The 17807-nt window shown below is 68.1% G+C and carries 18 protein-coding genes; 8 read left to right on the forward strand and 10 right to left on the reverse strand.

Going from position 1 to position 17807, the window contains the following annotated elements; translation table 11 throughout:
- Positions 1-8: 8 nt before the first annotated feature.
- The 4 genes from I7X39_RS08580 to udk form a co-directional block, all read right to left on the reverse strand.
- Positions 9-290, reverse strand: coding sequence for a nucleoside/nucleotide kinase family protein (locus I7X39_RS08580; protein ID WP_232351837.1), 282 nt, complete (start codon positions 288-290; stop codon positions 9-11).
- Positions 291-389, reverse strand: a complete 99-nt coding sequence (locus I7X39_RS23190; RefSeq protein ID WP_310739900.1) for a hypothetical protein — start codon at positions 387-389, stop codon at positions 291-293.
- Complete coding sequence (locus I7X39_RS08585) at positions 386-2884, reverse strand: DUF4214 domain-containing protein (protein ID WP_198110644.1); 2499 nt, start codon at positions 2882-2884, stop codon at positions 386-388. The genes I7X39_RS23190 and I7X39_RS08585 overlap by 4 nt, the downstream gene beginning before the upstream one ends.
- A 207-nt stretch (positions 2885-3091) precedes the next feature.
- Complete coding sequence (udk, locus tag I7X39_RS08590; protein ID WP_198110647.1) at positions 3092-3733, reverse strand: uridine kinase; 642 nt, start codon at positions 3731-3733, stop codon at positions 3092-3094.
- 82 nt (positions 3734-3815) lie between these two features.
- On the opposite strand from udk, the gene I7X39_RS08595 reads away from it, so the two are divergent.
- The 3 genes from I7X39_RS08595 (at position 3816) to I7X39_RS08605 (ending at position 5537) form a co-directional block, all read left to right on the forward strand.
- Positions 3816-4334, forward strand: a complete 519-nt coding sequence (locus I7X39_RS08595; RefSeq protein WP_198110649.1) for a hypothetical protein — start codon at positions 3816-3818, stop codon at positions 4332-4334.
- A 111-nt stretch (positions 4335-4445) separates the two neighbouring features.
- Positions 4446-4757, forward strand: a complete 312-nt coding sequence (locus I7X39_RS08600) for a hypothetical protein (RefSeq protein WP_198110651.1) — start codon at positions 4446-4448, stop codon at positions 4755-4757.
- A 48-nt stretch (positions 4758-4805) separates the two neighbouring features.
- Positions 4806-5537: a hypothetical protein gene (locus I7X39_RS08605; RefSeq protein ID WP_198110653.1), complete on the forward strand. Its 732-nt coding sequence runs from the start codon at positions 4806-4808 to the stop codon at positions 5535-5537.
- A gap of 115 nt (positions 5538-5652) precedes the next feature.
- Here I7X39_RS08605 and I7X39_RS08610 read toward each other — a convergent pair whose 3' ends face one another.
- Positions 5653-6525 carry a hypothetical protein gene (locus tag I7X39_RS08610; protein WP_198110655.1) on the reverse strand — a complete coding sequence of 291 codons (873 nt, stop codon included), beginning with the start codon at positions 6523-6525 and terminating at the stop codon, positions 5653-5655.
- A gap of 329 nt (positions 6526-6854) precedes the next feature.
- Between I7X39_RS08610 and I7X39_RS08615 the strand changes: the two genes are divergently transcribed.
- The gene (locus I7X39_RS08615) at positions 6855-8528 is read left to right on the forward strand and encodes a tetratricopeptide repeat protein (protein WP_198110657.1); all 1674 of its coding nucleotides are present in this window, start codon (positions 6855-6857) and stop codon (positions 8526-8528) included.
- A gap of 13 nt (positions 8529-8541) precedes the next feature.
- Here I7X39_RS08615 and I7X39_RS08620 read toward each other — a convergent pair whose 3' ends face one another.
- Positions 8542-9003 carry an STY0301 family protein gene (locus tag I7X39_RS08620; protein WP_198110659.1) on the reverse strand — a complete coding sequence of 154 codons (462 nt, stop codon included), beginning with the start codon at positions 9001-9003 and terminating at the stop codon, positions 8542-8544.
- Positions 9004-9067: 64 nt separating this feature from the next.
- Complete coding sequence (locus I7X39_RS08625; protein ID WP_198110661.1) at positions 9068-11125, reverse strand: NHL repeat-containing protein; 2058 nt, start codon at positions 11123-11125, stop codon at positions 9068-9070.
- 276 nt (positions 11126-11401) lie between these two features.
- Between I7X39_RS08625 and I7X39_RS08630 the strand changes: the two genes are divergently transcribed.
- Positions 11402-11677 (forward strand): hypothetical protein, encoded by a 276-nt coding sequence (locus tag I7X39_RS08630; RefSeq protein WP_198110663.1) that lies wholly within the window; start codon positions 11402-11404, stop codon positions 11675-11677.
- A 51-nt stretch (positions 11678-11728) separates the two neighbouring features.
- On the opposite strand, the gene I7X39_RS08635 is transcribed toward I7X39_RS08630, so the two are convergent.
- Entirely contained in the window at positions 11729-12499 is a 771-nt protein-coding gene (locus tag I7X39_RS08635; RefSeq protein WP_198110665.1) for a helix-turn-helix transcriptional regulator, read from the reverse strand.
- A 57-nt stretch (positions 12500-12556) separates the two neighbouring features.
- Here I7X39_RS08635 and I7X39_RS08640 point away from each other — a divergent pair, with 57 nt between their 5' ends.
- Together I7X39_RS08640 and I7X39_RS08645 are read left to right on the forward strand one after the other, a co-directional pair.
- Positions 12557-13153: a flavodoxin family protein gene (locus tag I7X39_RS08640; protein WP_198110667.1), complete on the forward strand. Its 597-nt coding sequence runs from the start codon at positions 12557-12559 to the stop codon at positions 13151-13153.
- A gap of 299 nt (positions 13154-13452) precedes the next feature.
- Positions 13453-14613 carry a hypothetical protein gene (locus tag I7X39_RS08645; protein ID WP_198110669.1) on the forward strand — a complete coding sequence of 387 codons (1161 nt, stop codon included), beginning with the start codon at positions 13453-13455 and terminating at the stop codon, positions 14611-14613.
- Positions 14614-14644: 31 nt separating this feature from the next.
- Here the strand turns inward: I7X39_RS08645 and I7X39_RS08650 are convergent, their stop codons facing one another.
- A complete protein-coding gene (locus tag I7X39_RS08650; protein WP_198110671.1) occupies positions 14645-15574 on the reverse strand; it encodes a M14 family metallopeptidase in 930 nt (309 codons plus the stop codon).
- Between the two features lie 285 nt (positions 15575-15859).
- On the opposite strand from I7X39_RS08650, the gene I7X39_RS08655 reads away from it, so the two are divergent.
- A complete protein-coding gene (locus tag I7X39_RS08655; protein WP_198110672.1) occupies positions 15860-16666 on the forward strand; it encodes a hypothetical protein in 807 nt (268 codons plus the stop codon).
- Between the two features lie 31 nt (positions 16667-16697).
- Here I7X39_RS08655 and I7X39_RS08660 read toward each other — a convergent pair whose 3' ends face one another.
- On the reverse strand, positions 16698-17807 hold the full coding sequence (locus tag I7X39_RS08660) for a dienelactone hydrolase family protein (protein ID WP_198110674.1): 1110 nt from the start codon (positions 17805-17807) through the stop codon (positions 16698-16700).

Consider the following 17807-nt stretch of genomic DNA (forward strand, 5'->3'; position numbering starts at 1 on the left):
CACGCCGCTCAGGATTGCCAGAAGCACGCAACCACCCTGCCGCTTCTGGGTCGGGTCTTACTCCCTGACTTCAATAGCAAGACTTCAATCCGGCCCTCGCGAGGGCCCCTTGGCGCCGGGCGCGTGAAACTCAGTCCCACCTCCCGCAACAAGCGCATCACCTGGGGGGTGATGATGTCCACCGCCGGGCCGTTGGCGCCGTGCGGCAGGATCACGTCGGCGTTGCGCTCGGTCGGTTCGATGAACTGCTTGTGCATCGGGCACACGGTTTCCAGGTACTGATTGACCACCTATGTGCTGCGGCCGCGCTCGGAAATGTCGTGCTGCAGGCGGCGGATGAAGCGCATGTCCGAGGCCGTGTCCACGTATAGCCGGCGTGCGGAGTTCACCCTTCCAAATAGGGCAGTCCGCTGCCCGCCAAGCCCACGAGGTCGATTTGCTGCGCGGTCATTGGAAGTTCACAGGCCATTCGAGCCAGTACCGCCTGACTGGTCTCCCCGCGATCCAGTTGACCGACGAACTCAGCCAGGGTCGCTTCCGATGGGGCTTGCCCGACCACGTTCTGGTAGACCGTCCGGACGAAATCAGCGTGTCCGTGCGATCCGGCGCGCTCGGCAAACAAGTCCGAAGCCACGGCCGCTGCGACCAACTCTCCAAAGGCCATGCCGCCATCGAGGTATCGCAAGCCAAGGCCAACCAGTGACGCATCGGTCAAGGTGGCTTTGCCAAACAGCGCACCGATCAGCCGGGCCACTTGACCGGCATGACCTTCCAAATCAAGTGCCAGCGCCGGACCCTGGCTGAACACCAAGCGCTCAACCTGCTGCAAGAGATCTCCCTGGCTTTCGGCGCCAGATCCTTCGACGACCACCTGCTGCGCCGAGATTTGCACTCGATGCTGCGCAAGGCTGTAGGAATACAGGGCTCGGTCTATTCCATTCCCGCCATCAATGACATCGGCGCCCGGCCCGCCCTCAATGCGGTCGGCGCCATCACCACCGAATAGCCAGTCGGCTTCGGCCCCACCCCGCAAGATGTCGGCGCCCGGGCCGCCCCTGACCAAGAGTCCCTGGAAGTTCAGACCTGGCAGGGGGCCTAGCGAGGCAAGCTGGGAACCTCCCCCAGGGTGATCATCAGGGCGGATTTCGGTGACGCTCAGTGTGTAGGTGCCCAAGCCCATGCTCTTGAGGTAATAACTTCCGCTCCGGCCTGGCTCAACCTCCAGCACGCCCGTAGGTGGCATCTCAAAACCCGTGGGGTGCAACTTGTCGTCCAACAGGTGCAGACTGTCGGCAACTCCGTCGCGGCCGCCTTTGTGTTCAATCTGGTACCGCTTGCCTGCTTCGAGATTCAGTCGAAATAGGTCAATATCACCCAGCGTCAATTCGTGCTGGAGTACCTGATTCAGATTGACTGGTGTTGAGCTGTTCGAAGTTTCTCCGTGATCATCCTGTTCAATCCGAATGCGCTGAATGGTGTAGCCGCGCGAGCTACGATCCACGGGATGGTCGTTGGCGCCAATGATTAGATGCTGAAGACCACTGGTACTTGGGGTAAAGCTAAAAATGTAGGCCTTGGGGTTGTCCGGATCTTGCTGGAACCAGCTGTCAATCGAGCCTTCGCTGAATCCTTCAAATGTGCCCCGGTCTTTGAGAAGCTGAAGCAAGGGGCGCGAGCCGCTACCCACTTCCACCCGGAATAAGGAACGCTCATATATTGTCGAGACCGAGAACCGGTACCAATCAGTATCGCCGGCGCCGTATAGAGTTGATTGTTCCAAGCGCCCAACCGGCATGAACAAGGCATTCTGCGGGCCGTTGTTCTGATCGCTTTCAGGATAGGGCGACCTCAGACGCGCCTCATAGTCCGATGGCAATGCAGAGCTGTTTGCCTCGGGGGCCGCTCGAAGCCAATAACTACCGGTTGTCGGAGGGATGAATAGCACTTCGCCAACGCCCCGGACAAATTCGATCCCTTGGGCATCATGGATGCTGACCTTGGATTCCGATGGCAAGCCCTTCTTCAGCACAGTAATGTTGATCGGGGTGCCGGCAACCAAATAGACCGGAACCCAATCCACATCCTGAGGATTGCTTAGATCGAGTGGTGCTATTGGGAACTGGGCTTGCAGTGATTGCACTAATCTGAGATCGCTCGGTGCAAGTGGGAAATTCGGGTAATCGTCTTCGGCAGCAAAGCTGTACTGAGTAAGGCCAAGACGATAGTTTGTTGCGGAATATTCTTGAGTGGCTGCCTTGCCTGACGGTGTTGCCCCAACGGTCACAAAGTAGGAGCTGCCCGACGGTGTGGAGAAATCAAAATCTATCAGGCCATCGCTATTGGACTGCCACTCATTGATAAGGGTCGCATCCCTCTCGTCAAAACCTCGGTAGAGTTTGACAACAATTCCCGACGCGGCGTTTGAAGCACCCGTCAGATCCAGCTGGAACTGATAACGCTGGCCAGAGTTCAAGTCCAGAGAGAAGCTGTCCACGTCGCCGCGTGTCTCCAGTTGGCCGGGAAGTGTTTGGCCCACCAGCAGCTTCTCGGTCCGAGTGACGCGATCGGAATGGTCATCGACCGGCAACGGTGCGGCCTCAATCTCGTACTGAACCGAATGGTTCAAGCCCGAGTGACCGGTCAGGACAAGCTGATACCAGCCCGTAGTTTCAGGCGAACCCACGAGCTCCGCGCCTTGAGAAACGGAGCTGGCAGTGGAAAAAAGGACCTTGCCTTCGCCGCTTTGAAGCTTGAGTTCGCTGCCAAAGCTCGAGGCTCCTGAAGGCGTCTTGACAGTGAAACGGTAGCGCTGGCCTGCCTGCAGAAAGACGCTGAAGGCGTCGGCGTCTCCATCGCCATCCATCTGGCCCTGAACGGTGCTCATGAGTTGTCCCTCCCCGAAAAGGCGGCGGATGCTACGTGAGGGGGGCCGAGTGCGATGCGCCATGCCCGCTGGGCGTGGGAAGCGCTGGTGTCAGGCCCATAGCTTGGGGCGGACTTCGGCGACTGTCCTGCCGAAGACTGACTTCCATAGGGGAATCTGTCCCCAGCCCTGAGCCGCCCCGATGTCAGAGCGTCAAGCGCGGCAGGCTCAGCCCTGCCCCATCTCCCGCAACAAACTCATCACCTTGGTGGTGATGATGTCCACCGCCGGGCCGTTGGCGCCGTGCGGCAGGATCACGTCGGCGTTGCGCTTGGTCGGTTCAATGAACTGCTTGTGCATCGGGCGCACGGTTTCCAGGTACTGATTCACCACCGATTCGGTGCTGCGGCCGCGCTCGGAAATGTCGCGCTGCAGCCGGCGGATGAAGCGCACGTCCGAGGCCGTGTCCACGTAGATCTTCAGCGACATCATGTTGCGCAGCTTGGTGTCGTACAGCGCGAACAGGCCCTCGACCACGATGATGGGCGCCGGCTTGACGGTGATGGTCTCGTGCGAGCGGTTGTCGGCCGCGAAGTCGTACACGGGCATCTCGATGGCCTCGCCCTTGCGCAGTGCGGCCAGATGCTGGGCCATCAGCGGCCAGTCGAAGGCATCCGGGTGGTCGTAGTTCTGCTTGCGCCGGTCTTCCGGCGGCATGTGGGATTGGTCGCGGTAGTAGTCGTCCTGCATCACCACCGCCACTTTCTCCGGCCCGATGGCGGCCAGCACCTGGCGAGTCACCGTGGACTTGCCGCTGCCGCTGCCCCCGGCGACACCGATGACGAAAGGTTTGTGGGGGTTCTTGGGCATGGGGGTCCGGCGCGGGGTGGGGGAAGCCGGCGAATTTTGCCGGCTGGCACACTGCCGCCGCCCTCCACCCGATCACGCCGTCATGAACCCAGCTGAAATCCCGTCGTCTGCTGTCCGCGGTATCGAGGCGCGGCAAGTGTTCCAGTGGCTGAGCTATGCGCAGTACCCCGCCCTGCTGGTGACGACGGTCTACATGGTTCAAGCCGTGATCGCGCTGACCGCCTTCCGCACCGCGGGCTGGGGGCCGGTGTTCGATCTGCTGAACCTGGTGCTGCTCTACGGCGGCGTGGCCATCGGCCTTTCGTCGTTGCAGGACCCGAGCAAGACGCAGAACAAGATCTCGCGACGCGTCTGGATGGATCCGGCCAAGGGCCGGGTGCTGCTCTGGGTCCTGGCCCTGGAGGCCTTCGTGCCGATCGCGCTGGGCCTGGTGGGGGCCTCGCTCGCCAAAGACACGGTGGTGAGCCAGCTGGCCTTGGGCCTGGTGGCCTTCGGCCTGGGCATGATCGGCCTGCTGAAGACGGCCATCGAGATGCGCGAGCACCATCGCCTGGATCGCGTGCCGGCAGCGCCCCCGGCCGCGGCCGGCGCTGGGTCCTGATCCGCAGCCGTGCCCCGCTGGGGGCGCAGGCGCTCCCAGACGGCGCTGCCCCGACAATGCGCGCCCGCCAAGTCTTGGCCCCCTTTCCCTTCAAGCAATCGACGTACGGCCATGGACCTGAAGCTCCCCATCCAAATCATTGACGAACTCAGCGACGGCGAGGTGCGCGCCACCGGCGAGCTGGACCTGGCCTGCGGCGAGATCCGCAACGTGCGCTACGAGGACTACGACGTGGCCACCCAGGGCGTGCCCGCTGCGCAAGAGGACTACGAGTTCACCGTGGGCATCCTGAGCAACGGCACGCGCGAGGTGGAGTTCCGCGTCGAGGCCGATGCCGTCAGTGGCCGCTACTCCATCACCGCCAGCGAGCTGCTGGAACTCAAGGGCCGCGCCGCCAAGCTGTTCACGCGCGCGCCGGGCTGAGGCGCCCCGCACGCTGGGTTCGAGGGCGTTCGGCGAAGGACACAAGTGGTGAGTTCGAAGCCCTGCAGCTACAGGTGCCTGAGCCCATCGAACGCGCAGCAGGCTGGGGCGAGCTCAAAGAACTTGAGTCTGACCCTCGCGCTGTGGGGGGCCTTGGCTTGGACCGCGAGTGCGTCCGCCCAAGGCCTGGAGCTGCAGGGCGCACACCATGACGAGGTGAGCACCATCCGGCAGCTTGGGCAAGGCCGGATTGAGCGTGTCAGTCCCACGCGCTTGCGGATCAGCCTGCCCCGCAAGGCATTGGTTTTCGACGACCGGCCGCCATACGACGAACCTTTGGCAGGCACCCGCTACCGATTCCTTGATCGGCGTGGAGGCTTCATCCTGCTCGGGTTGGAAGAGGATGAACATTCCCATGGGCTGCTGATCGATGAAGAGACGGCGGCCGTGACGCCAGGGGGTGAGCGCGTCCTCTTCGCCCCCGATGGCCGCGCCTACTTCGCGGTGGAGCAGCACAACGGCATGGACGCCGAGGTCTGGAAGGTCTACCACCGCGATGGCCGTGAAGCCTGGGCCGGTGCCAGCTACGTGCCCGACCCCCAGGAGCCCTTGCGCGCACGCTACTACCTGGATGGCGTCAGCTGGTCGGCAAAAGGCGAGTTGCAGGCGCGGGCGGCCTGCGCTCAGCAGCCGCTGGAGCGCTGGTCCGTCAAGCTGATTCGGAATGCTCAGGCCGAATGGACCTGGCGGCCGCTGCGGCCTTGTGGAACGAAGCGTTGAACCCGCTGGAACACCGGGCCGAGATTTCGCTGACGCGCTTCGTCAAGCTCAGCCTCTGAGCCTCACAGGCTCATGGCCTGGGCGCTACTTGAATTCTCCGCACTGCTGGGGCCACTCAGAGCTCCGCCGGCTGCGTCGGCGCAAACCCCGGGCCCGAGCCGGGCGCGGTCTCGTCGAACCCTGCCGGCACGGTCGGCGCAAAGCCGCGCGCGCGGGCCTCGTAGTCGGCGTCGTCGTCCAGCAGCTGCGCCGGGTCGGTGAAGGTCTCGGGTTGCGAGTCGGTGGGACCGGGCCAGAACACCTGCAAGGGTAGGCCGGCGGCCTGGCAGGCGCGCACCAGCGGGGCTTCCCATTCCATCGGGCCCTGCACCAGCAGGCGCAGCGCCTGGGTGCGCGGGGCCTGTTCCAGCAGCACGGCCACGAGCTCGGGTAGGGCGACGGACAGCAGCGGGTCGAACACGATCAGCGTGGCACGGCGCGGCTGGAACGCGCGCAGCAGGGCGCGGTGCTCGGAGCTGTAGTTGAGGTAACCGCAGTCCCAGGGGTCGTCGGCCTGGTGGCTGCGCCACCAGCACAGGTCGTTCAGCTTGACGCGCAGGCGCAGCCCCAGACCGGCTGCGCCACTGAGCGCTTGCAGCCGCGGCGCGCCGTCCAGGCTGCGGCAGGCGGCCTCCAGCGTGGCGGCATGGCGGGCTTCCGGGTCCAGCCAGAGGCCCACGGCCAGCGGCCGCTGCAAGGCCGTCGCTCCCCAAGGGCGCCACCAGGGGCGGTTGGCCGGGCCGGCGCCTTCCTGGCACCAGTGCTGCAGCGCGGCGAGCAGGGCGGGGTCGGCCTGGGTGGCGGCGCCTTGCCAAAGCGGCTGCGGCTGCACGCGCAGCAGGCGGCTGTCGAAGCGCCGGCTCAGCACCCAGGCGCTGCGCAGCAGCAGGGCCAGGACCGGCAGCAGCAGGAGCAGAGACAGGGTGGGCAGCGAGAAGGGCAAGTCCATGACGCAGGCGGCAGGCTGGGCGAGGGCTGCCAGCTTAGTTCTGCTTGCGCGTGGGCCAGGGGTTGGCAGCGCGCGCAGGGGCGGGAAGGCGGCATAAGGTCGCACGGCTGCGGGTCGGCCCTGGGCAGCGGAGCAGGCGGCTGCCGGCCAGCCCCCGATAGAGTCGCGCCCCGGCCCGCTTGACTCCAGAGTGGAATCCGGATGGGCCGCGGAATGGCCGAAGTAGCCGGAGTTGCGGGCCTCGCGGCGCCGCATCCCATCGAACGCATCGCGATCAGAGGGCGAGTGCACTTGCCCCATCAGGAAGGAGCCCCATGTCCCACCCATCCATGGCCAGGGTCGCTGCGGCCTCGCCACAGCCCGCAACGGTCTGGCAGATGCTGCCGTTCTGTCTGCGCCTGCCGTTGCGCTTCGGCCCCTTGGTGTTCCTGGGCAGTCTGGCCCTCGCCGCCGTTCTGGCCAGCCTGGTGCTGGGCGCCTTTGGGCTGGTGTTCAAGGGCATCCTGATCTTTCTGGGCCTGCGCTACGGCTTCAACATGCTGGAGCTGCTGTCGCGGGGGCGGTTCGAGGGGGAATCACCGAACTTCTCGGTCTGGGGCGGCAGCGACCGCCGCCCGGGCAAGTTGGCGCTGGTGCTGACGCTGTTCATCGTGCTCGGCGGCCTGCTGGGCAATCTGGTGCTCGATCGTCGTATCGCCAATGACACCAAGACGCAGGACGCGCTGGTGCGCATCTACGAGGCGCAGAACGCCGAGTCCCTGCAGGTCTTGCGCCGCGAGCACGAGGCACTGGCCGCGGCACGTGCGGCCGCGGTGGCTGAACGCGAGCGTCAACGCGCGCGGCAGCTGGCGGCCGCGCCGGCAGAGGGAGAAGACGGCGCCGAAGGCGAGTCGGCAGTGGAGCTGGGCCCTGCCGATCTGGAAAGCGAGTTCACGGCGCATGCCCTGCCCAGCCGGGAGGAGATGGTGCAGGCCGCCCGCCCCCAGACCTTTGCCGCGGCCTGGTTTTCGCTGCTACCGGCCTGGTACTGGCTGGTGGCCGCGCTCACGAGCCTGCTGCTGCCGGCGGCGGCGCTGGTCATCGCCACCGAGGATGCGTTCTTTCAAAGCCTGAACCCGCTGAACGTCGCCCGCTTCGTGGGCGCCATGGGGGCCGAGTACTTCACGCTCTGGGGCCTGTTCCTGTTGATTGCCGGCGTGCGCCACGCGGTGCTGGTGATGGGCACCGGCTGGCCGACAGCGGTGGCCTTTCCCATCGAGCTGACGCTGGCCACCTATCTGTTCTGGGTGCTGTGCGCGCTGATGGGCTATGCGCTGTACCGCCATCACGAGGCGCTGGGCCACGAAGTGGAGTTTGACTTCGAGACCCAGCAGCGCGCCGGTGGCGTGGAAGCCATTGCCCGCGCCGGCAGCACCGAACGCGCGCTGCGTGCCCAGCAGCCGACCGACCCCTTCGAACGCCGCGTGCACGAGCTGCTGGCCGACGGAAAGATCGACGCTGCGATTGATGTGGTGCGCGACGAAATGCGCTACGACCGCTTGGACGCGCCGCTGAACCTGCGCCTGCACGCGCTGCTGCAGCGCCAGGGGCAGCGCGAGGCCATCCTGGCCCATGGGCCGCAACTGCTGCGCGCCTTGGCGCGGGCGGAACGCGGCAAGGACCTGCTGGCGGCCCTGCAAGATTTGCGCAAGCTCGATCCGTCGGTCGAGCTGCCCGACGGGGTGGGCACGGCAGCCGCCGCCGAGGCCGCCCTCGCGAAGGGCGACGCAAGCAGCGCCACGCAGCTGCTCAAAGGCTTCGACAAGCGCTGGCCCCAGCACCCCGAAGCGCCGCGCGTCTACTTTCTGGGCGCTCGCCTGATGAGCGAGCACGGGCGCGACCACGACCGTGCCGCACGCCTGCTGCAAGGGCTGCTCGCGCGCTTCCCCGAGCACGCCGTGGTGGCCGAGGCGCAGCAGTACCTGCAGGTGCTGGAACGCATGCGCAAGCCCGGCGCGGCCTGAGGCCCACCAGGGCTCAGCCGGCCTTGCGCTCCACCACCGCCACCGCCGGCGTGCAGCGCAGCTGGGCCTCGGCCTGGCCGCGCCGCTTGGGCAGGAAGTGGCAGTGCCGCACGGGCTCGGGCAGTTGCAGCACGCGCCGTGTCTGGTCCTGGTACTGGCAGTGCACCCAGACCTGGCGGCCGGCCTGGTAGACGTAGGCCAACGGCCAGCTGTCGCGGCCCTGCGCATCGGGTTCGGGCACCAGCGAGGCCAGCTCTTCCGGTGGGCCGTCGAACACGGTCACCTGGCGCAGGGCGCTTGCAGGCTGGCTGGGGCAGACGGATACCCAGGGGCTTGGGTCGGCCCGCGCCAGCAGCGGTGCGGCCAGGGCCAACAGGGTGACCGCCCCGCTCCAAAGCGGGCTGAGGCTCGCCCTGACCCCAGAGGGCCGCCGGCCGTCGCGGGTCGGGGTGATGCAGGGGTCGGGGCGGGCCATGTCAGGCATGAAGTGAGGGTGCGAGTGCAGGTGCGGGCACTCTAGCCAGCCAGGGTCTGCCAGCTCACAACCACAGGCGCAGCAGCCCGAAGTCGTTGTTGCTGCTGCTCACCTCGCCGCCCAGGATGGCGCGCACCGTGGGCACGCGCTCGTCGCTCTGCAGCACCATGCCGCGGGCGTTGTCGGCGCGGGTGCCGGCGGCCACGGGGCGCAGGGCGATGCCGGCTTCGCCGAAGGAGGTGTCGAGCGCGCCGCTGGGCAGCAGGCGCACGGCCACGAAGTCGCCGGCGGAGCTGTTGTCGCGGTAGCTCCAGCCACCCAGCAGCAGCTTGCCGTCGGCCTGGCGCGCCACGGCGGTGGCGTTGTCCCAGTTGGCCGGGTTCACCGGCACGGTGACGAGGCCGCCCTGGCCGAAGCTGGCGTCGAGCGTGCCGGCGGGAGTGAGCTGGGCGGCGGCGAAGTCGTTATAGATGCCGCCGGCCAGCACCATCTGCCCGCCGGGCAGCAGCGCCACCGAGCGCGCCGCGCCGATGTTGCGGCCGAACAGGCCGACCACCTTGCCGCCGTTGCCGAAGCTGGCGTCCAGCGTGCCGTTGGGCAGGTAGCGCGCGGCCTGGAAGTCGCCCTCGCCGCCCACGGCCAGGATGCGCTGCTGGCCATCAATCACCGGCAGGGCCAGGGCGTAGACGAGGTCGCCGCCGCTGTTGGCCGTCATGGGCGTGACCACCTTGCCGCCGTTGCCGAAGCCGGCGTCGAGCGTGCCGTCGGCGTTCAGACGGATGAGCGCGAAATCCTGGCCGGTGGTGCTGGTGCTGGTGAGCGTGGTCCCGGCGGCGACGATCTTGCCGTCCGCCTGAATGGCGACGGCGTAGGCGCGGTCGGTGCCATTGCCGGTGCCGATGGGCAAGATGAAGCGGCCGCCGTCGGCAAAGCTCGGGTCGAGCGTGCCGTCAGGGCGGTAGCGCAGCACCAGGAAGTTGGCGTCGATGCCGGTGGCGTCCGTCCAGCCGGCGACGACGATCTTGCCGTCGGCCTGCACGGCCACCGCACGCGCGCTGTCGCCGCGCGCGCCGACCTGAGTGATGACCTTGCCGCCGTTGCCGAAGCTGGGGTCGAGGCCGCCGTCGCGCAGATGGCGGGTGAGGGCGACCACGGTGCCGGCGCTGATGGCGGTGGTGCCGGCGGTGAGGATCTTGCCGTCCGCCTGCACGGCCACGGCATGCGCGTAGTCCTCGCTGCTGGCCACTGGGGTGATCTGCGTGCCGCCGCCGAAGGAGGTGTCCACCGCGCCGGCCACGCCGCGCACGGTGAGGGTGAGCGGGGCGCTGGCTGCGGCCTCGAGCGCGCCTGCTGCCGGGCTCGTGCCGGCGGTGACCGGTCCGCCGAAGCTCGCGCGGGCCGTCAGCTGGATGGCCGTGGGCAGGGTGTGCGCGGCTGAGGCCTGCGCGACCAGGGTGAGCTCAACCTCGCTTGCGCCCGCCGCCACGGTGACCGGCGCCGCGCTGACGCCCTCCGGCAGGCCGGACAGCGACAGCTGCACCGGGCCGCTGAAGCCGTTCAGGCGTTCGACGTTGACGCGCAGCTTGGTGCTGCTGCCCTGCACCAGCTGCAGCTTGTCGACCGCGGGGGTGCTGCGGGCGCCGGCGGCATTGGGGCTGATGAAGTCGCTCACCGCGCCCACATGCACCGGGTTGTTGCCGAAGGCACCGCCCATCACGTAGACGCCATTGCGCACGTAGGGGCCGTCTTGGAGCACGACGCCCAGGTAGACGCCCGTGCTGGGGTAATGGCGGAAGGCGAAGGGCGATAACCAGTTGGTGGCAGCCGGCCCCGCGAAGTACTGCGGGAAGTTGGCGACGGCGAAGTCCATCAGCTGATTGGCAGCGGCCAGCGGGTCGTGGAGCACGAGGCTGGGCGGGGCTTCGGTGGCGCTGGCGGCCAGCGCTTGGCGGCGGGTGCCACCGGCGGTGGCCAGGGCGCTGGCGGCGGCCTGGGCGGTGGGCGCGGCGGCCGCCAGGCTGAGTTCGGCGTGCTCGTCGCCGCCGCCGCAGGCGCTCAGGGTGGCCGCCATGGTGGCGGCCAGCAGCGTGGTGGTGGCCCAGCGGCCCAGTCGGGAGTGCATTGCAAAGTCCTTGGTGACGATGCCTGGCACTCTAGGAATCCGGCGTGCCGCCGGCATCGGCCAAACGGGCCATTGCGGGGCTCAAGAAGGACCAGAGACCCCTGGGTGCGGGGGGCCTGGCGGGGCTGTCCATGTCGGAAGTGATGGGGTGGGCATGGACGCCCAGCCCGCAAGACCTCGAATTGGATGTTTTTTGGATCGCCCACCGGCGCACCGGCGCCCCGCTGAGGCGCCGCCTCGTGAATCATGGCCGCACCACTTCCAAGAGGGTCTCCCATGCAAGGAAAGTACTTCGTCGCCGGCCTCTGCCTGAGCGTGCTGGCCGCTTCGGCCGGCGCCCAGTCCAAGGGCCCCACCGAGGCGCAATGCCGCAGCCTGATCGACGGCATGCTGGACACCATGAAGGCCACGCCGCTCAAGACCGACAAGGAGAAGCAGGGCGCGCGCGAACTGATCGAGCGCGTGGAGAAGCTGGTGAAGGGCAACCGCGCGCGCGGCGTGCCGGAGTGCGAGACCTACGCGGCGATGGCCAAGATCATTGCCAATCAATGAAGGGGGCTGGCGCCCGGGTGGCGCTCGTGCAGTGTCAGATCCGCCGCCGCCTCAGCCCAGCGCTGAAGGCGTCCGCCCGTACTCCGCCCGGAACGCGCTGCTGAAATGGCTGTGTGACGAGAAGCCCAGGTCCAGGGCCAGTTCTGTCAGCCGGCCGCGCAGATCCGGCAGGCGGAACAGCGCCTCGCGCAGGCGCAGGCGGTTGAGCTGGCGGTGCAGGCTGCTGCCGGTGACGCGCCGGTACACGCGGCTGGCGTGGAAGGGCGAGGCGCCGCAGTCCTGCGCCAGGCGCTCCAGGCTCAAGGCCTCGCCGAAGCCTGTGGCCAGGCGTTCGTCCAGGGCGCGGGCCAGGCGCTGCCAGGCGGGGCTGGGGGGCGGGCCCGCGGGCCGCGCGGGGCCGGCGTCGCCCAGCACGCTCTCCACCAGCATCAGCGCCAGCTCGTCGCGGTCCAAGGTGTCAGTCGGGGCCTGGCGCAGCCGCCACTGCAGCAGCGCGCTGCGCGCCGAGGTGTGCACGGCACCCGGCCGGAACGAGGGGCCGAGTTCGTCCAGCAAGGCGTCGTCCAGCCCGATCGTGGTGGCGCGGCGCGGGCGCGCGGTGGGCGAGGCGTAGCCGTACACCTCGTGCGCGCCGTGCAGCAGCGCGGTGCCGGCGCGGGCCACCAGCTCCTGCCCGCGCAGGCGACGTAGATCCATGCCCGTGCTGGGCAGCTCGATCAAGGCCAGCGCCGGCTGCTCCTCCTGCCAGCCGCTTTGCTGCCCGGGGCAGTGCCACTCGCTGACGCGGGGCCGGGTGGGGTGGGCGGCGCGGTTGGGGGGCATGGAGGGCGAGCAGGAATTTGATAGCGCGGTGGGGCGGGGCTTTGAAGAATAGGCCTCATGAACTCCGAGCCGCCTGTCTGGACCCCCATCACCCCTGCAGCGCCGCGCCATCTCTTCATCCTGGGTAGTGCCCGCCAGGGTGGCAATGCCGAACGGCTGGCACGCCACGCGGCCGCGCACCTGCCCGCAGCCACCCCCGTGCAGTGGTTGTCGCTGCGTGAGCACCCCCTGCCGCCCTTCGAGGACCGCCGCCACGAACCCGGTGCGGTGTTCGCGCCGCCGCGCGGGCCCGAGGCCGAGCTGCTGGCGCACACCCTGGCGGCCGACCACCTGGTGTTCGTGGTGCCGGTCTACTGGTACAGCCTGCCGGCCGATGCCAAGCGCTACCTGGATTACTGGAGCGCCTGGCTACGCGTGCCGGGGGCGGAATTCCGTGCCCGCATGGCGGGCAAGACCCTGTCCGTCATCACCTGCCTGAGCGACGACGACCCGGCGCTGGCCGAGCCCCTGCTCCAGACTCTGCGCCTGGGCGCGAGCTACATGGGCATGCGCTTCCATGGCGCGCTGGTGGCCTACGGCAACCGCCCGGGCGATGCATTGGCGCGGCCCGCCCAGCTGGCGGCGGCGGCACGGCTTTTTCAGCCGCCCGAGTAGTGTGTCCAGGCACCGTGGCTTGTTGCGGGATTTGCGGGCGCAAAACCACCTTGCCGTATGCAACCGAGCTTGGCGTTCGCGACGATCGGAGCATTCGCGCCACGCCGAATCGCCAGGTCCCGCGGCGCGTACGCAGTCCGTTGCACTGGATCCAACTGGTCAGCGCGCTCACTTGGACAGCAGACTTGGAGTATTCAAAGGCGTCAGGGCGGCTGCGGACACCAGTCTCCCCAGAGGGCGTGGTGCTAAGGTGCCGCGGCGCCGTCTGATCGGCGCTTTCCTTTTTGCTTGAAGTCTTGATGCGATTCCTCTTCCCCTCCTCTCTCCTGACACTGGTCTTGGGCCTCAGCGCCTGCGGCGGCGGGAATTCCACTGATATCCCGGTTGCATCCGCATTCGTGACTCGCATGCATGCGGCGCAGGCTCGCTCCGAGGCGTCCACGGCGTCGCGCTCTTTGAGCTCCATCGGCGCCAAAGAGTTGTTCGACTGGGCCGAATACAAGTACCCCAACCTGTTCCCCAAGGGGTCGCAGAACTTCAGCCTGATCCATGAGGGCGTTGCCTACACCGTGCGCGCCTATCCCGGCGGTACCTATCTGGGCCTCACCGAAGACGGTCGTGTCTATGGCCTTGGGGCCTTCACCAACGGTGCCCTGCAGGGGTTCGGTCGGCTGTCCGACTACACGGCCCAGATCCAGGCCGACAACTGCACGCTCTACCCTGGCAGCTGCTATTCCAATGACCCACTCGGGCCGCTGAATGAGTGCTTCAGGCCGGCATCCCAGGCCCTGGCTTTGGGCAGCCACTACAGCCTTGTCTACAGCCATGCGGGCACCGGCAAGGACGGTGAGGCCACGGGCGAGATGAAGGTGGAGTCCCTGGTCGAGCAGAACGCGACCTTTGCGGGCCAGAGCGCGGTGCAGACGGCGATGAATACCGAGTTCACGATCACGCAGGGCGGCCAGACCAGCACCACCCGCTATCGCAGCAAGCACTACGCCCAGGCTGCAGCGAATGAGCTGATGCTGTTGCTGGGCGGGGAGACCGCCATCGAGAGCCGCTCCGCTCAAGGCCTTTACACGGTGAACGCGCGCCAGGTGTACCAGCCGGCCTACCTGAACAGCGAGGCCACGCTCAGCGTCGGCCAGTCACTCACTCGTCGCCTGGTCTCTGAATTGACCACCACGACGGTCATTTCAGGGATGCCCCTGCCGACCACCACGGACACCGAGACCGAGAACGAAACCCATGTGTATGAGGGTCGCGAGATGGTTACCGTGCAGGGGCGCCGCTATGACACCTGTCGCTACCGCCAGAGCGACCCCACCAGCCCCGGCGAAAGCACGTTGAGTTGGCTGCTGGTGGGCAAGGGCATCCCGGTGCGCACGGTGTCCACCGATGCGGACGGCACCGTGACGCAAGAGCTCAAGAGCGGCACGCTCAACGGGCAGGCGCTTTAGCCAGAGGGCGCCCCATGCCCTTCGGACCCGCTCAGGCGCCCAGCAGGTAGTCGATCGCGCGGCTGACGGTGACGGCCTGGGCCTCGTTGCACTGCGCCGGTGTGGTGCGCGGGCTGTCGGGGTAGACCTCGGTGGTGGTGTGCAGGCGCGCGGCCGTCATGCCGCCGCACAGGCCCAGCGGGCCCATGTCGTAGTGGATGACGCCGGGCTGCTGCACCGGCGTGCCGATGAGGCAACCCTGCGGGTCGGCTGCGGCGATGGGGGTGACGCGCGCCACCGCCTCGATCAGCGCGCGCTGAAAGTCCGGTTCGGGGCGGGCGCTGTCGGCCACCAGGTAGAAGCCGTCGGGCACCTCATGCCATTCAGAGGCCTTGCCATCGCGCGCCGCGCGGGCCGGGCCGAACTCGCTGTTGTCGCTGTCGGTGGTCTCGTGCAGGTCCACATGCAGGTCTACCTGCGGCGCCTGTGCGGCCACGCAGGCCCAGGCCAGGCGCGCTTCCAGCGCGGGGCTGTCGGGCCGGAACAGGCGGTTCGGGTCCAGCGCCAGCGGGTTCCAGCGGTTGATGGTCTCGTAGGCCCAGGGGCTGATGGCGGGCAGCATCAGCACATTGACATCCTTGGCGTAGCGCTCGAAATCGCGCCGCAGCCACAGCAGCGCACCCTGCACGCCGCTGGTCTCGTAGCCGTGCACGCCGCCGGTCACCAGCACCGTAGGCCGCCCGGCGCGCCAATCTCGGCTGCGCACCGCCATCAGCGGGTAGCGCCCAGCGCCCAGCGCCGTGTAGTCCAGCTCGCCGTACTGAACGCATTCAGCGCCTGCGGGGCCTTGCGCCTGCAGCGGCGCCAGCACCTCGTCGGCGTAGCTTCGCTGCACGGTCTGGCGCGCCAGCCAGGCGGCGCGTTCGGCGGCGCCCCAGGGCCGGCCGGGGGTGCCGATGGGATAGGGGGTGGTGGGATGCATGGAGGGTGCTGGAGCCTTGGGCGGGCCTGCATTCTTCCTGCGCACGCCGTCGGGTTGAAACAGCTGCTCACGCGGGCGGTCTGAAGCTCGATAAGGTCGCACCTTCGTATCAGGGAGAACACAGTGGGACGACAAGGCTTCAGGCTCGCGTGGGGCATGTGCCAGTTTGGCTTGGCCATGTCGGCAGCAGCAGCGGACTCAGGCGGCTAGGCGATGCGAGTGGCAATCCAAACGGACCACCTGGAGCCGCGGGCTGCGCAGCCCGCCGGCCCGCGATGTCACCCGTTGACCCGCTGGCTCGGTCTGGCAACCGGCCTGCTGCTCCCCGGCCAGGCCTGGGCGGACATGGGCAACATCGGCGACGGCTTCATTTACACCCTGGTCGCCATTGGTCTGCTGGGCCTGCTGGCCTGGACGCTCGTGCCTTGGCTCGTCTACCGCTCCCTAAGGGGCCGTGGCACCGCGCTGCGGGTGCTTGTGGCGGTGCTGGTGTGGACGATGCCGGCCTGGGCGCTGCTGGGCGCAGGGGCGTTCGCAGCCTTTGAGCAGCGGCCGCGCGCGCCTGAGGTCGTGGAGCGGTCGACCGCGCCGCAGACGCTGCTGGATCTTGAGTTCCCGGCGGGCAGCCGCCTGGAGTACGCCCATGACGGCTCGTATGGGCGGCGCCTGGTGGGGGCTTGGGCTCAGACGGAGCGGGACTTCAGTGGCCTGAAGATTCTCGGCTTGAGGCTGGCCAGCACGGCCAGCGAGAGCCGTTTGCAGGTTCAGCTGAGCCGAGCGCAACTCATCGACGGCTGGCTGTGCGGCACCGAGGAACAGGTTGGGCTGCAGTTCATCCAATCGAGCTATGGACTGAGCCACTGCATCCTGGCCGGACAGGCCGTGGGGGAGGTGCACTGGCCCGCAGGCACACGCGTCCGATTCGACGGCCAAGCCTGGGCCTTAGTGGCCTCCACAGTGACGGGCCTGGATGCGGCTCAGCGATGCGAGCGGCCCATCGTGATTGGCACGGGGCGCTACATCCAGGTGATGGCGCAAGTCGACCTGGAAGGGAGGCAGGTGACGGCAACCGCAGGCGTGCACTGCAAGTAGCGGCCGGGCGTTGAGGCCAGCTTGTGCGACCTCAGGGTCGTGGCGCGAGGCTGCCGCTGGCGTCCAGCCGCAAGGTGTGCGGCACCGCGCCGTTCTCCACCGGCTTGCGCGCCAGGAAGGCGCGGCTCTCGGGGGCCTGCTTGAGGTGCGCGTCGAGGAAGTGACGTACGTACAGCGCCACCATGCCGAAGGCCTGCCGCACCTCGGCCTGGCTGTACTCGTCGTAGGCGGTCGGCGGCGCCTCGCGCAGGCGCCGCGAGACGAAGTCCTCGTGCCGCATGGGGTAGACGATGAGCTGGGTGACGGGGCTGTGCCGGGCCTCGTTGAGCAGGCTGAAGCGGGTGTCGATGCCGCGGCGGTTGATCTCGGAAATCGTGTCCGGCGTGCGCGAGACATAGAGCCAAGGGGCGATCAGCCGTGTCACGTCGATCTGTCGCGTGAGCTCGGGCTCGCGGGTGCCGTCCAGGCTGACGAGGGCCTGCACCCGGGCCTCCTGCGTCGCCGCGAACAGCTGCGTCATGCCGCCCCAGCTCCAGCCCAGCAGGGCCAGGCGCCGCGCGTCGGCCTGTGGGTCCGATTCGGCCAGGCGGATCAAGGCGCGGATGTCCGCCACCTGGGGTTCGACGCCGGCCAGGCTTTCCTCTACGTCCTTGCCGTCGGCCCCCATGCCGATGCTGGACAGCACCACATAGCCGTGGCTGGCCAGGTCTTCGAGCAGCTCGGCGTTCTCGTCTGCCGGCCCGCCCACGCCGGGTGCGTAGACGATGACGGGAAATGCCGCGCCCGCGGGCGCTGCGTGCAGGGTGGCGCGCATCGGTGCCTCCAGCAGCGCCTGCGCCGTGGCGCTGCCCAGGCGCTGGCCGAGCCGGCTCGCCTGCTGGCCGCGCAGGGCCTGCAATTCGTCGGGAGAGCGATCCTGCCGCAGGGCGGTGAGGCGGGTGGCCAGGTAATCGGCATAGCGCAGCGTCGAGCCCGGCGCACCGGCCGGGTACCACTGCAAGACCTGCGCCGGCTGGCGACCCTGGGCCTGCTGGATGACACGAAAGCCGACCGGGTAAGGACCGGGCGGATGCGCGAGCAGCGGCTCCGCGCCGTGGGCGGCCAGGCTGGATAGGGCCAGGCAGAGAACGAGGTGGCGCAT

The sequence above is a fragment of the Inhella proteolytica genome (genome assembly GCF_016093275.1).
Lineage (GTDB): Bacteria > Pseudomonadota > Gammaproteobacteria > Burkholderiales > Burkholderiaceae_C > Inhella > Inhella proteolytica.

What these genes read in the sequence shown, in the direction of transcription:
- I7X39_RS08630 (WP_198110663.1), top strand. Translation starts at nt 11,402, where the DNA reads ATGCAAGGAAAGTACTTCGTCGCCGGCCTCTGCCTGAGCGTGCTGGCC.
- I7X39_RS08595 (WP_198110649.1), top strand. Translation starts at nt 3,816, where the DNA reads ATGAACCCAGCTGAAATCCCGTCGTCTGCTGTCCGCGGTATCGAGGCG.
- I7X39_RS08585 (WP_198110644.1), bottom strand. Translation starts at nt 2,884, where the DNA reads ATGAGCACCGTTCAGGGCCAGATGGATGGCGATGGAGACGCCGACGCC.
- I7X39_RS08600 (WP_198110651.1), top strand. Translation starts at nt 4,446, where the DNA reads ATGGACCTGAAGCTCCCCATCCAAATCATTGACGAACTCAGCGACGGC.
- I7X39_RS08615 (WP_198110657.1), top strand. Translation starts at nt 6,855, where the DNA reads ATGGCCAGGGTCGCTGCGGCCTCGCCACAGCCCGCAACGGTCTGGCAG.
- I7X39_RS08660 (WP_198110674.1), bottom strand. Translation starts at nt 17,807, where the DNA reads ATGCGCCACCTCGTTCTCTGCCTGGCCCTATCCAGCCTGGCCGCCCAC.
- I7X39_RS08650 (WP_198110671.1), bottom strand. Translation starts at nt 15,574, where the DNA reads ATGCATCCCACCACCCCCTATCCCATCGGCACCCCCGGCCGGCCCTGG.
- I7X39_RS08620 (WP_198110659.1), bottom strand. Translation starts at nt 9,003, where the DNA reads ATGGCCCGCCCCGACCCCTGCATCACCCCGACCCGCGACGGCCGGCGG.
- I7X39_RS08635 (WP_198110665.1), bottom strand. Translation starts at nt 12,499, where the DNA reads ATGCCCCCCAACCGCGCCGCCCACCCCACCCGGCCCCGCGTCAGCGAG.
- I7X39_RS08640 (WP_198110667.1), top strand. Translation starts at nt 12,557, where the DNA reads ATGAACTCCGAGCCGCCTGTCTGGACCCCCATCACCCCTGCAGCGCCG.
- I7X39_RS08625 (WP_198110661.1), bottom strand. Translation starts at nt 11,125, where the DNA reads ATGCACTCCCGACTGGGCCGCTGGGCCACCACCACGCTGCTGGCCGCC.
- I7X39_RS08645 (WP_198110669.1), top strand. Translation starts at nt 13,453, where the DNA reads ATGCGATTCCTCTTCCCCTCCTCTCTCCTGACACTGGTCTTGGGCCTC.
- I7X39_RS08610 (WP_198110655.1), bottom strand. Translation starts at nt 6,525, where the DNA reads ATGGACTTGCCCTTCTCGCTGCCCACCCTGTCTCTGCTCCTGCTGCTG.
- udk (WP_198110647.1), bottom strand. Translation starts at nt 3,733, where the DNA reads ATGCCCAAGAACCCCCACAAACCTTTCGTCATCGGTGTCGCCGGGGGC.